At 33.9% G+C, this 13,181-nt stretch carries 10 protein-coding genes and 1 pseudogene; 1 reads left to right on the plus strand and 10 read right to left on the minus strand.

Features of this window, described 5'->3' with window-relative positions:
- Positions 1-26: 26 nt before the first annotated feature.
- On the plus strand, positions 27-743 hold the full coding sequence (locus IEV74_RS08690; protein WP_188454984.1) for a glycerophosphodiester phosphodiesterase: 717 nt from the start codon (positions 27-29) through the stop codon (positions 741-743).
- A gap of 33 nt (positions 744-776) precedes the next feature.
- On the opposite strand, the gene IEV74_RS08695 is transcribed toward IEV74_RS08690, so the two are convergent.
- From IEV74_RS08695 to IEV74_RS08740, 10 genes and pseudogenes are all read right to left on the minus strand, one after another.
- Positions 777-1,940 (minus strand): CDP-glycerol glycerophosphotransferase family protein, encoded by a 1,164-nt coding sequence (locus tag IEV74_RS08695; RefSeq protein ID WP_188454985.1) that lies wholly within the window; start codon positions 1,938-1,940, stop codon positions 777-779.
- A gap of 18 nt (positions 1,941-1,958) precedes the next feature.
- On the minus strand, positions 1,959-3,230 hold the full coding sequence (locus tag IEV74_RS08700; protein WP_188454986.1) for a CDP-glycerol glycerophosphotransferase family protein: 1,272 nt from the start codon (positions 3,228-3,230) through the stop codon (positions 1,959-1,961).
- Positions 3,231-3,254: 24 nt separating this feature from the next.
- On the minus strand, positions 3,255-3,995 hold the full coding sequence (locus IEV74_RS08705; protein WP_188454987.1) for an SDR family oxidoreductase: 741 nt from the start codon (positions 3,993-3,995) through the stop codon (positions 3,255-3,257).
- Positions 3,995-4,684 (minus strand): IspD/TarI family cytidylyltransferase, encoded by a 690-nt coding sequence (locus IEV74_RS08710; RefSeq protein ID WP_188454988.1) that lies wholly within the window; start codon positions 4,682-4,684, stop codon positions 3,995-3,997. The genes IEV74_RS08705 and IEV74_RS08710 overlap by 1 nt, the downstream gene beginning before the upstream one ends.
- Before the next feature lie 361 nt (positions 4,685-5,045).
- On the minus strand, positions 5,046-5,846 hold the full coding sequence (gene tagH / locus IEV74_RS08715) for a teichoic acids export ABC transporter ATP-binding subunit TagH (protein ID WP_188454989.1): 801 nt from the start codon (positions 5,844-5,846) through the stop codon (positions 5,046-5,048).
- 15 nt (positions 5,847-5,861) lie between these two features.
- Entirely contained in the window at positions 5,862-6,683 is an 822-nt protein-coding gene (locus IEV74_RS08720) for an ABC transporter permease (RefSeq protein WP_188454990.1), read from the minus strand.
- A 207-nt stretch (positions 6,684-6,890) separates the two neighbouring features.
- Entirely contained in the window at positions 6,891-8,417 is a 1,527-nt protein-coding gene (locus tag IEV74_RS08725) for an acylphosphatase (RefSeq protein WP_188454991.1), read from the minus strand.
- A 50-nt stretch (positions 8,418-8,467) separates the two neighbouring features.
- The gene (locus IEV74_RS08730) at positions 8,468-10,324 is read right to left on the minus strand and encodes a tetratricopeptide repeat protein (RefSeq protein ID WP_188454992.1); all 1,857 of its coding nucleotides are present in this window, start codon (positions 10,322-10,324) and stop codon (positions 8,468-8,470) included.
- A gap of 111 nt (positions 10,325-10,435) precedes the next feature.
- Entirely contained in the window at positions 10,436-11,971 is a 1,536-nt protein-coding gene (locus IEV74_RS08735; RefSeq protein ID WP_188454993.1) for an acylphosphatase, read from the minus strand.
- 39 nt (positions 11,972-12,010) lie between these two features.
- Positions 12,011-13,177: pseudogene (locus tag IEV74_RS08740) on the minus strand (CDP-glycerol glycerophosphotransferase family protein); the annotation flags it as partial.
- Positions 13,178-13,181: the final 4 nt, after the last annotated feature.

The raw sequence follows: 13,181 nt of genomic DNA on the forward strand, positions 1-13,181 counted from the left end.
ATCATTCTTATGAGGAGTTGTTTCATGTGGTACTTAACTTTGCACACAGAGGCTCATTAACAGAGGCACCCGAGAATACACTGCCCGCCTTTCAAAAAGCAATTAGTCATGGAGCACATGCACTTGAGTTAGATGTCCAATTAACGAAAGATGATCAGCTGATTGTATGCCACGATCATAAATTATCCAGATTTAACAAATTAATTAAAGGATTAATAAAGGATTTCATGCTTGAAGAGATTAAGCAAATCGATGTTGGTGCATCATTTTCCGAAGCATATAAAGGAACAACGCTGATTACGCTAGATGAATTATTAGAAATATGCCCTGAGGATATCATGCTAAATATTGAAATAAAAAACATTCCAGTGATCTATGAAGGTATTGAAGCTAAATTAATAGATTGTTTAAAAAGAAGGAACCGAATGGAAAATATAATAATCTCGTCATTTGACCATATTGCACTGGCCAATATTCAAAAATTAGCACCAGAACTCGATCTTGGCATGTTATTTTATTATCGAATTTTACGCCCTTGGGAATATGCAAAACATAGTGGGTTAACCATTACGAGTATTCATCCGAATAATGTATATGTTGATCAAACGTTTGTACAGGAATGCAAACGGCTTGGTTATAAGGTATACCCATACACGGTTAATAAGGAAGAAAGATATAAAGAACTTATTCATTACGGTGCTGATGGTGTATTTTCAAATAACCCAGAGATATTTGTCCGATAAATGAATGAGAGGGACTTCTAACGATAAAGTCCCTTAATTGTTCATAATGTGCTCTACTATACGCTCTGTTACCCTTCCATCCTGATGATCAAAAAATTGATTCCTAAATCTTGTTAGTTTACTAGTATCAAATTTATTCTTTTGGATTAATGCAATTAAAGATTCCGTATCCATTACTAATGGTCCTGGAATCAATTCTTCATATGTATAGTAGAAATCCCGTTCCCGCCTATATTCGTCTAAATCATACGGATAAAATATAATTGGCCGATTCAGCAAACTAAAGTCAAAGAAAACAGTGGAATAATCAGTTATTAAGATATCCGTTAAGAGTAATAGTTCCTGAATCGTGTATGCTTCATAAATATGATAAGCAAACCCCGTTAAATCCTCTGAAAGCTTTAGCTTTCCTTGCATATAAGGATGTAAATGAATTAATAAAACATAGTCATCCTCTAATGCATCTTTCATATATTCCATATCAAATGGGCATTCAAATATATCCTGATAATGGCCCTTCCCCCGAAAAGTAGGAGCATATAACAATAATTTCTTCCCCTCTATTTCAGGATAGGTTTGGAAAAACTGTTCACGAACATTAATTGATCTGGATTCTGAATAAAAGTAATCTGTTCTCGGCACACCTAAGGGATATATCTGGTCTTTATGCATTCCAAACGCTTCTGCAAAATATTTTCTTACACCTTCAGAACTTACATAGGCTTTTGAATAATTACTATGAATTTTAACATGCTTTAAATAGTCTTTACTTGGTCCGTATGGTTTTCCTATTGTACTTAAACCAAATTTTTTCAATGCCCCTGCACTATGCCATAACTGAATGACCTCGGTATTTTTTCGTGGTTTAATCAGATAGACTGGAATATAATAATCATCAATTATAAAATAGCGTGAGGTAGCTAAATGATAGCAAGCTCTTATCATATGAATAATATAATTTAATTTTCCCGTTAACGAACTATTAAACTGCTTAAATAGTAAATTCCGTTTATATGATGGATATTTACGTTCCATTTCTTTATAAACACAATACAAATTATCCTTGAGTTTATCCGAACGATAAGATGCAAACGTAATTTTTTTACCATCTACTTTATACAACACGCTAAACAATCCATAAAAAAATCGCATAAGATATTTCACTACTATAGTAGGTATAAATTTTAAACGTCGCATACGATACCTACCCTTCATTTACATTTTCAGAATGTGATTATAAATATATTTCACCTGCTTCTGCAGTACTTCTACTTGATTCTCTTTTGAATAAAAAACATTTAAAACACGATCTCTTTCTGTTTTGTAAATATCTGGCTCCTCTGTATTAAGCTTTATTTCCTCCAAAAGCTTAGGAAAATTAATCACTTTTGAACCAGGTGTAACATCAAAATAATTAAAATACATTTCATTAGATTTTTTCAAATAAACGTCCAGATCATAGGAATAAAATAAAACTGGTCTATCCAATAATAAATAGTCTGTATAACAGCTGGAATAATCTGTTACGAGCATATCCGTATATTTTAATAACAATTGAGGATCATACGATTCATTACTAATATCAATAATATTTTCATAAATAGTTGGGACTTGCCCCGTACTATACATATGACGTTTGACCAAAAATTTGTAACCAGCTTGTGAACAATATCCATTTAAACCCTGAAAGTCAAATACTAAGTTAATATCTGTCTCAAGCTTGCCAAATTTACGATGGGTCGGCATATACATGATTATCTTTTCATTTTTTATCCAATCGGGTATTGTTAAGTCTTCTTCAGAATCATTAAAAAATACATCATTTCGCACTTGTCCAAGTTCAAGAACATTTTCCTTAGGTACTAAAAATGTTTCCGGATAATAAGATGAAACTGCAGGACTTGTTGATACAACATAATTTGTTTTGGCCTGATTTGTTTTCACAACCAGTTTCCCAAATGTTCTCCTCAGCCAGCTGGTTTCATGCAGAATCTTATAGGAAAATGTATTCTTATTAGCCCCCCATACTTTTTTCAGACCAACACCGTGCCAGGTGCTGTATGAGATTGCCCCTCCCAAAAACGACTTGCTGAAATCATCATTAATAGAGTGCGAATGAATAACTAATTTAGCACGTAATTGTGCAGTAATTCCTTTCCATGAATGATGCTTATATGCTGTAAACCCCCGTTGTGTAAGCTCAGATATAACGCTATTATTTTTAGAAATCCAGACACATTTCAGATTTGGATTTTTCACCATCTCTAGAAATATATATTTCGTATTTCCCCTAAAACCCTGGCCGCTTTCTCCCCCAAAAACTACTAGGTTTCGAGATTTGGGAATTAGCTTTGATAAAAAATGAATTATAACAACTATTGTACGTTTCCCAATTAATCTGACCTTCTTAAGAAAACTTATATTTACTGAAATCAATATTAAGGCTAATAATATAATTTGTATAATTTCTATTTGGTTAGCATTCATTTCATACCGCCCCGGCTGTTCATATTAAGTTGTTTGTTTTGAAACCTGCTTTATAGCTGCCTTTTTAACTTGTTTGCGTACTACAATATTCTGTCCATCTAAACATACACCATCATCCGATAATAAATGTCCAACAACCTCTCCAACGTGCTCAGGCTGCATTATTGTTGTTGGATCCTCATCAGGTGCTAAAATCTTTCTTAGTTCTGTTGCGCATCTTCCTGGGGATATACAATATACCAAAATACCATAATCCGAAAGCTCTTCCGAAAGTGTTGAAGAAATACTAATTAACGCTGCTTTTGATGAAGCATACGCCAACCATCCTGGCCGTGCAGAGCTGCCAGCAGTTGAGGCCACATTTAGGATTTTACCACCGGTTTTCTTCATAAATTTAACCGCTTCTTTGGTAATATTGAACAAAGAGTGTACATTTATTTGATATGTCTTTTCCCAATCCTCAATAGATGTTTCCAAAAGCGATTTCGGATTAGCATAGCCAGCCACATTTATTAACATATCTATTGTACCGTATTGTTCGCCGACTGCATGAATAAGTCTCTTAACTTCTTCATAATTGGTCAAATCCATGGCATAGAAATCAATCGTTTTACCATGATTCATTAACTTAGAAGTTTCCTCAAGCCCGCTTTCCGTTCTGGATATTAAAATCAGATTCGAAATATCTTCCCGTTTACTTAATTCAATTGCAATTGCTCTTCCAATTCCACGGCTTGCACCAGTAATTATACAGGTTTTCGACATTAGGATTCCTCCATTAATATAGATTCTTTATATATCGCCTCAGCAATCTTTCGGTCAATCGGTTTTGTAATTTTAATATTGTACTCACTGCCCTTTAAAATAAGGATATCTGATTGATAATAATGAAAATAAAGGCTAGCGTCCTCAGTAAATTCCATATTGTCATCACGCGCACATTCATGAGCATATAATAATTTCTTTTTGTTGAATTTATGGGGCAGCTGTACATTAACTAACTTGTTTCTCTCTAAATTACCTTCAACATATGTACTGCCTTTCAATACTGTAAACGGAATATCCAATCCATAGATAACGCTTTCATTTTTGGTTTGAATTAACTGTTTATATTCTTCTTTTGTTACAAATGGTCTTACCGCCTCATGAATAATAACTCTCTCATAGGATGTCTCTAACAATCCTTTATAAACAGATTCCTGTCTTGTTTCTCCACCTTCCACACAATGGATTGGCGTGGAAAAACCATAATCATTTATAATACTTAACGTTTTTGATATAAATTCTTTTGGACAAGGAATAATAATTTCCTTTATTTCTTTAATGGAATCAACTTTTTCCAGTACGTGGATAAAGATTGGTTTGCCCGAAAGCAGCAGAAATTGCTTTGGAATGTTCACCTGCATGCGCTTGCCTATTCCACCGGATAGTAAAATTAGAGTATAATCGTTCATGATCCCCCTCCTTTTGAATTACATGTTTTGGTATATTATGCCTATTATACTATACAACCGATTACATTTGAACAAATTTTAGAATAATTCTAGAAATAGGATACGAACAAAAGCGCAAGCCCCCGTTTAGCGACGTGTGGGCTGGACTGAACCGCAGGAGATAAAGGAAACACGATGAGCGTAGCGAATTGATGTTGACCTTATCGTACGGAGGTGAGGGAAGTCCATCAGTCGCTGGGCGCTGGAGCTGGACGCGGCCCACCATGTTGCTAACTAAATAGAGCCAAATTTTATACTTTACTTACTAAAAAGACTGATCTACTTTACAGTAAATCAGTCTCAAAAATTGTTGTATTTACTATTACGTTAGCAATGGCTTTTGTTGACCTTTAAGTGACGCTTCTTTGTATTCTTCCCTAGCTTTTTTGGACATTTTCTTATAGTTTTTTAAAAATGCTTCATATTTTGGCATTACTTCTTCAACCTGCCCAAATGCTTTAACCCTTCCATATTCCAGCCATAATATTTTATCACAAAATTTTTTCATTTGACCAATGGAATGACTAACAAAAATCATCGTCTTTCCCTTTTGTTTAAATTCCTTCATTTTTTCTAGGCTTTTTTCGGAAAATGCCTTGTCCCCAACCGATAATGCCTCATCAATAATCAAAATATCTGGATCAATATTTACTGATATTGCAAACCCAAGTCTGGATTTCATACCGCTTGAATAGGATTTTACCGGCTGATCTATAAACTTATCCAATTCGGAGAACTCAATAATTTTAGGTTCAAGTTCCTTAATCTCTTCCTTACTAAATCCTAACATTAGGCACTTAAGCTCGATATTATCTCTTCCAGTCAAGTCACCTTTAAGCCCGGCGGAAACTGCTATAATGGACGTTTCTCCATTAACAACTACATCTCCACCTGTCTCTGGAACTATTCCGGCAATAATATTCGATAATGTGGATTTGCCCGAGCCATTGATACCAATGAAGCCTATCACATCGCCTTTTTCTGCCTCAAAACTGACATCGTTTAGTGCATAGAAATCTTCACCGTAGCTTTTCGGTGATATCAAATCCAATAAACGTTCCTTTGATCCATTATATAATTTATATTTTTTCATTATATGCTTCACAATAATTGATTTTTCCATATATACCACGAGCCTTTATAAATAATCGATGAAATGGCGCCTAAATTTAACATGCATTTTGGAACCAATCATAAGCAGGACGATCACAAGTCCCCAAAAGTATAGTGTATACTGCCAATTAGTAATAAAATACCAATCCGTTCCAAAGAATGCAGACCGATAGCCCTGAATTAAATAATAAAGCGGATTAAGCTTCATTAAATTCATAATCAGCGGGAAATCGCTTAATAACGTAATTGGCCATAATACCCCCGATAAATACAAAAGCATTCGCAGCGTTGAAGTTAAAAGCATATGAAAATCCCTTATAATAGTTGAAATTGTAGAAGTAATTAGGGAAATTGCAAATAACAAACAAATGGATGCAAACATAAAATAGATAAATTGGAGGTAATAGATAGAAATAGGTTTTCCTATAAATTGAAAAATAATAATGGAAATTCCAAGCATAATCAAATGAATGTAAAACTTTGAAAATATGACAAAGTTAGGAATTACACTCATAGGAAAATTCATTTTTGACAGCATACGTAATCTAGAATAGATAGATTTAGATCCTTGAATAATCGATTGATAACAAAAAAACCATAAAAAAAACGCCGCTAATAACCAAGGGAAAAACTCTACTTCTTCACCGCCAACAACAATCGGATCACGGGTTCGAATTGTATCAAATACAAACCAATATATTAAAATTTGAATGGATGGGCTAATAATTTCCCATGCCATGCCTAAATAATTATTTTTATTCTGGCTTTTTATTTCATATAATGACAGTCTTCTAATTAAATAAAAATGTCTTACTTGCTCTTTTATTACTGTAATTGTAGCTTTCATAAATATTTCCTCTCGAGTATTTTCATACTTAATCCAAACACGATGAAATTATACATTATTGAATTATACAAGGAAGAATAGAAAAAGACAATACATAGTAAACTTGTGCGTTTAAAGAAATGAATGCCAGCACTCTGAAGTGTAATGATATTCCATACAGTTAATGATTGACATTTGTAAACCCTATTCATTTAAATCGGGTAAAAATTACTTTAAAAGCTTTTTAATCTTTTGTACAAATGTTACATTATTATCTTTTTTAACAGATGGCTTTTCAGCTTTTTTTCGTTTTTTGGATTCCGGAATAATTTCAAAACCCATTTTTATTTCTTTAATCCAATCAACACTTTTTAGATCATTTACTTTTGCCTTTTCCGTTCCTTTAGAGCATGTATGCTGAAAATCCTTTAACCTTTGTAAATCGTGACTTGCAACAACAATTTCCACATTACCATTATTCCTATTTTTAACAAATCCATGGATATTCTGTAAAACAGCCTGCCTTTTTACCCAATTCTGATATCCAGTATTTTGTAACTTTCCCGAAACAATAAATTGATTTGCGTAAATTGGAGAGTTTGGCAATGCTTTCACTTCCACGTAATTCGTATAATTCCGCTTTAAAATTTTCACAATGTCAAGAAGATCAAAATACATATTTTCGTGCATATTAGCTCTCGCTATTGTTTCGGGAAAATAATAATCCATTAAATAAGCCCCAATATTTCTCGGTTTACCTTCTGTTGGAAACATGTGCATGGATATATTGGCGGAAGGATTTACCTCAAGTATTATAGCTTCCGAACCATTGTATAGCATATCGATGCTTCCATGCGGGATATTTGGCAGTGATTTTAATGTAATTACAGCTAATTCCTTTATATTATCATCAATTTCATCTGTTATATCATACAAATCAACACCTTGGTTCATTGTGCTTTTATTTTTCACCAAAGTTGTATTTCCAGCTTCCAATACCGTGTCCAGGTCGTAGTCATTCTTATTTAATACACTATGAACTTCATCATCCATTTTTATCAGTCTTTCGGCTAAATATGGATTGCTTTTTCGGGACTTATTCTTTTGATCAATCAATTGTTTAATGGTGCTTGTTCCGTCACCCGTTACTTTTGCTGGGACCCGCCGGAGTGCTGCTACTACTATCCCGTCAACAACATACAAACGTATATCTTCGCCTTCAAAATATCTTTCTACTATTACATTTTTATACCCAAGCTTCCCCCTTACATGCTTAAGAGAAGCGGCCAGTTCGGACTCACTATCTATATTTAGGACTACTCCTTTACTTAACGTACCGTATGTTGGTTTAATGATTAGCGGAAATCCGATTTGTTGGGACATCATCACGATCTCTTCATCTGTATGTTCACGGGTAAATTCAATACTCGGTAATACTGGTATAGAATGCCGTTCTAAATGTTTTTTTGTTTTTTGTTTACTTTGCGCTATTGTGACCGCTTCATTTGATACAAGGTCCCCTCTAGATTGATTGAAATAATGAATTTTGTCTTTATATTCAAATGAATAGCTCCTGCCAAATGGCTTCCTACTTTTTGTAATTATATCGGAATATTGGTGGATATCACCATAATATTTTAGTTTTAACCCTCTTCTCCATCCCTCTAGACCTATTAAGAATGAACACATACTAAATCCTTTTATTCCTTTTACCATTTTTGGCGTAAAAGGCTGGGGAAATTTAGAACTCTCCACTGCTACCACTCCATAAAAAGTTTTTGCCACATGGCTTGCTGTATCTATTGCTAGTTACTATTTTTTTGAGTTACAAGTCTTTCTTCTAGCCGTTTCAAAGTTTCTGTTCGGCCAAATTTGTCAATAGCATTCATTAATTCTTCGTTTGCTTTTTTCATGTCACCTGTTTCCAAATACAAGTCAATGAGCTGTTCTCTTATTTCGATTACTTTTGGGACAAGGTCAACTGCTTTTTTTGCATAGTTTATCGCCTCATCGTAATTCCCCTGTTTTTTTAACACGTTTATTTTCAATTTTATTCCGTATTTATCGGTAGACAATAACTCTAATGACTTTTCAGATAGATCCCTTGCCCATTTCAGTTTATTCCTTTTTAAACATGCTTGACCGAGCACTCGATAATAAATATTCGACTTCGACTTTTTCTTTCTGTCATACCGAGGCACTTCTTCTTCAATAACTTTGAGGATAAACTCCTTAAGTAGTCCCATTCTTAGCAAATGCGGGGCTATTCCATGTCCACCATATGGAATCTTAATAAGCCTAGCACAAGGAAATGCACGCGTTACCTCTTCCTGGACATACCTGTTGTCTAGTTTTTCTTTCGGATCGTAAACAACTATAGGAGAAATAGCAGAATTATAAGGTAATGATAAGGAATGCTTGAATTCACTTTTTCCAATCTCTTTGGGTTTTCCATATTTCGGATGAATCGATAATCTAGGAGCGAGCGACAAAATTGTACAATTGATACTTGCTCCGTAGTAAAGAGACGTATAGCCGCCTAAACTATATCCATAGGCAATTTTATGTTTATAGCTGCTTTCAACCATTCCATTAACAGCTTTATAAAATTCATCTATCGTTAAATCCTGATGCTGCGTGTTTGGCTGTTTTTTTCTAACTGCAATAATATCAAGGTTTTGTCTAGTTAATAGTTTGAATCCAAATGACGGGTTTTTCCAAACCATGTTTAATGAATCAAATGTAACGATTACAGATTCCGTTTTCTGGAGCCTTTTATAAAATTCAATTCTGCTTTCACCATTATTAAATAACACAATCTTTCTGTAGCCTTTACTGTCATTTTGAATTTCTTCGTGATAATTATCTAATACATACTGGAACAGACGATTGCTCTCTGAATGATTTCCAATAATTTGATATATCATGGATCTCTTTATAACCAGATTCATTGGGGCTTTTTGTTTATACTGACCACATGCTTTTTTTAATCTTAGTAAAGCGGCGTCCCATTCCTTTTTATAAATAGCAATATCGGCATACGATACTCTCAGCCTTTTATTTGCTGTATATTTCTTCATGCCGCGTTCAAGTATTTGTTCAGCCTTCCAATAATCACCTAACTTTCGATAGGACAAAGCAGCTCTTATATATGAATTTACGGGTAAATTATCTATTTCAGCATCCAATAATTTATCCCACATCTCGGTAGCCTTACTCCACTTTTTTTGTGTAATCAGATTTTCTGCATATTCCTGCATAAGCTTTATATTCTTAGGATAATACTTCAGTCCTGCTTTTAAAATATTTTCAGCCTTTTTATTATTATTATTTTGCTTTAGTGCCTTAGCAAAACCAAGATAAGCGGGTACTTTAACTTTTTTCTTTTTTAATTTAAATATTACATCCCATTGTTCTATAGCAAGTTCCCAATTCTTTTGCGTCATAGCGAAGTCTACGAGCATTGCTCGAATTGGATAGCTATTCGGGTAAGATTCCAAGGCTTTGGACAATAGGTGTATTGCTTTCTCTGGATTATTTGCATGGACATCGTTGGCTTCCTTTAAAACAGTATAAGAGCCCTTGGGCATCGTTAACCTATTATTATGATCCTTTATCCAGATTTTAATTTTTTTAACAAAAACGTGTAATTTATTTTTCATCTTTTATTTCACTCTCACTATAATTTCGTGATAAATCATCTTTCATAAGATGCGTATAGAATTTTACAAGTTCTCATTCCTAACCGCTATATAGAGAAACTTCAAAAAGATTTATTTTAAAAGCTTTCGTAATGTACTTTTAAAAAATGATACCTTCTTCTTATTATTTGTGGTTTGCTTTTGTTTTTGTTTAGGATTCATTTTCTTTTTCGGCTGCGTCATTATTTCAAAACCAATCTTAATAGGTTTATCCCATATACTCTCACTTATGGAAATGACATTACACGCTTTTGGGCCGATGTTACAGACTTTTTTAAAATTAATTACGTTCTCTTTTTCACCCGCAACAACTACAGCAACATCACCATTGATTAAATTTTTTGCATATCCGTATAAATCCGATTCTATTGCTTTTTTCCTTACCCATTTTCTATACCCAACACCTTGAACTTTTCCGCTAATCACATATTTTTTCGCATATATTTCAGTTAATGGTGCTGGTGACGCTGTAACTTCACTAGCACTTTTGGACATAAGTGGCTCTAAAAGACTATTTAAGTCAAAATATACATTTGCGTTTTGGTCTTTTTTATTTTTCGTTTCTGGAAAATAATAATCAATAATCGCGGCAGGTACATCCCGGCTTTTGCCTTCCATAGGAAATACCAATGAACCAATTTGCGGTGTGGGACTTAATTCAAGTACAACCGCCGCTTCATTAATTGGTTTATTTGCATTATAAATAATGTCTACCCCGCCATGTGGAAAATCGGGAATAGACTTAAGTGCACTAATCGCAATATTTTTTATTTCTGCGGGGAACTCGTCAGTTAGTTCAATGGAATCCCCACCTGTTGAAACATTAGATTTTTCCCTTAGAAAAATCAGTTGTCCTGCTTCTGGAACACTATCTAAAGAAAGCCCTAATTTATCTAATATATTTTTTATTTCAAAGTCAACTTTTATTAGGCATGTTCTTAATCTAGGGTTTTTCTTTCTCTCTTTGTTCTTAAGGTGTATCAATTGATTAATCGTATGCAGCCCATCCCCTGTAACATTAGCTGGTACTCTATTAATTACGGCTACTACATTATCCTCAATAACATATACTCGGAATTCTTTCCCTTCAAAATGACGCTCAATAATAATATCTGAGGAATTTAATTCTTCCCTCACATATGTAAGAGATTTCTTCAGATAATCCAGATTGTCAATATTAGGGATAACCCCTTTTCCCTGCGCGCCAACTACAGGCTTCAACACAATTGGAAAGCCTAATTTCAGGGCAAAATTTATTATTTCATCACTTGATGATTCTTTGGAAAACTTCTTGCCATCAACAACCGGTATGCCATGTTCTGATAACCACTCTTTAGTCGCAATTTTATTGCTGCCTATACTAAACGCTTTTCCTTTCACTTTATCCCCTCTAGCTTTGTAAAAGGTATGGGTTTTTTTATCCAAGCTCAGAGAATAGCGTAGGCCAGGTGAATGTATATTCTTTTTTGTTACTTTATCGGAATGATACGTAAGCGTAAGTCCTCTTCTCCATCCCTCCAAAGCAATAAGATAGGCGCAAAATTTATTACTTTTAGCATCTTTTACTATTTCATTCGTCAAATGAGGCAGCCAATTTTTATTATTCAATTACATAAACCTCCAAAATAAATTGATAAATTAAGATTTTCAATAGAATACTTCTTTCACTACTCTTTTAGAGGCATTTCCATCTTCTAGATAGCAAAACTTCTGGTAAAAATCTTTTGTTGTTTGTGATGGCTCAAATCCATCCACTCCCATCTGTTTTATCTCCATTATCATTTCATCCGTTGATTTAACTAAAGGTCCTGGTGCATTCATTTCGAAATCAAAGTAAAATCCCCGAAGTGTATCTCGGTAATTATCTATATCATAAACATAAAACATCATTGGTCTCTGTAAAATTGCGTAATCAAAGAACACAGATGAATAATCTGTTATCAGCATATCCGAAATCAGATACAATTCACGTATGTCTTCATAGCTAGAGAAATCATACACGAAATTGTCATAATCTGATATATCTAATTTTTCCGCTACAAGATAATGTAACCTTAGCAGGATGATATGCGTATCACCCAGTTCACGTTGCATTTTTTTCAAATCCATCATTAACGTAAATTTATATTTACCTTTGGCATAAAATTGATTATCCCGCCATGTCGGGGCATATAGTATTATTTTTTTATTTAACGGAAGCTGATTCTTTTCCTTAATTTGTGTAATGTTTTTCTGATTATTTGCATGTATCAAAAAGTCATTACGTGGATAACCAGACTCGATCATTCTATTGTTAAACTGAAATGCTCGCTTGAATATTTCAGTCGAATATTGATTTGGTGACACTAAAAAGTCCCATTTTTCGGCTTCTTTAACAAAATTCCTTTTATATATTTCCGTGTTCGTGTCAGGCATATGCACCTCATCCATATCTGCTGCAAGTTTTTTTAGTGGGGTGCCATGCCATGTTTGCAGATAAACCGTCTTTTCCGGTTTCGGAAGCCAGTTCGGCAATCTGCTATTTGTTACCCAATAGGCCGCTCTTGACATAAGAACCATCCATTTAATGGACAAGCGTCTTACCTTTTTAATGTTTTTACCCTGAAAAGCAGTAATGCAATTGCCTTCAAAGCTCCAATACATGTCATATTCAAAGTTATTTTCTATCAAATATTCGTATATTGCACGTGGATTATCACTGTATTGTTTTCCTAAGAAGCTTTCGAATATGATTAGATTCCGCTTCTTCGGCAATTTGCTCAAGATGAAAAACATTACTTTGTAAATTTTTATCGCGATTTTTTTTATTATTTTCACA

This window comes from Virgibacillus oceani (assembly GCF_014638995.1).
Lineage (GTDB): Bacteria > Bacillota > Bacilli > Bacillales > Amphibacillaceae > Virgibacillus_E > Virgibacillus_E oceani.

Bases quoted from the DNA above. Each gene is read 5' to 3' on its own strand.
- IEV74_RS08695 (WP_188454985.1), bottom strand. From the start codon at position 1,940: ATGCGACGTTTAAAATTTATACCTACTATAGTAGTGAAATATCTTATG.
- IEV74_RS08700 (WP_188454986.1), bottom strand. From the start codon at position 3,230: ATGAATGCTAACCAAATAGAAATTATACAAATTATATTATTAGCCTTA.
- IEV74_RS08705 (WP_188454987.1), bottom strand. From the start codon at position 3,995: ATGTCGAAAACCTGTATAATTACTGGTGCAAGCCGTGGAATTGGAAGA.
- IEV74_RS08710 (WP_188454988.1), bottom strand. From the start codon at position 4,684: ATGAACGATTATACTCTAATTTTACTATCCGGTGGAATAGGCAAGCGC.
- tagH (WP_188454989.1), bottom strand. From the start codon at position 5,846: ATGGAAAAATCAATTATTGTGAAGCATATAATGAAAAAATATAAATTA.
- IEV74_RS08720 (WP_188454990.1), bottom strand. From the start codon at position 6,683: ATGAAAGCTACAATTACAGTAATAAAAGAGCAAGTAAGACATTTTTAT.
- IEV74_RS08730 (WP_188454992.1), bottom strand. From the start codon at position 10,324: ATGAAAAATAAATTACACGTTTTTGTTAAAAAAATTAAAATCTGGATA.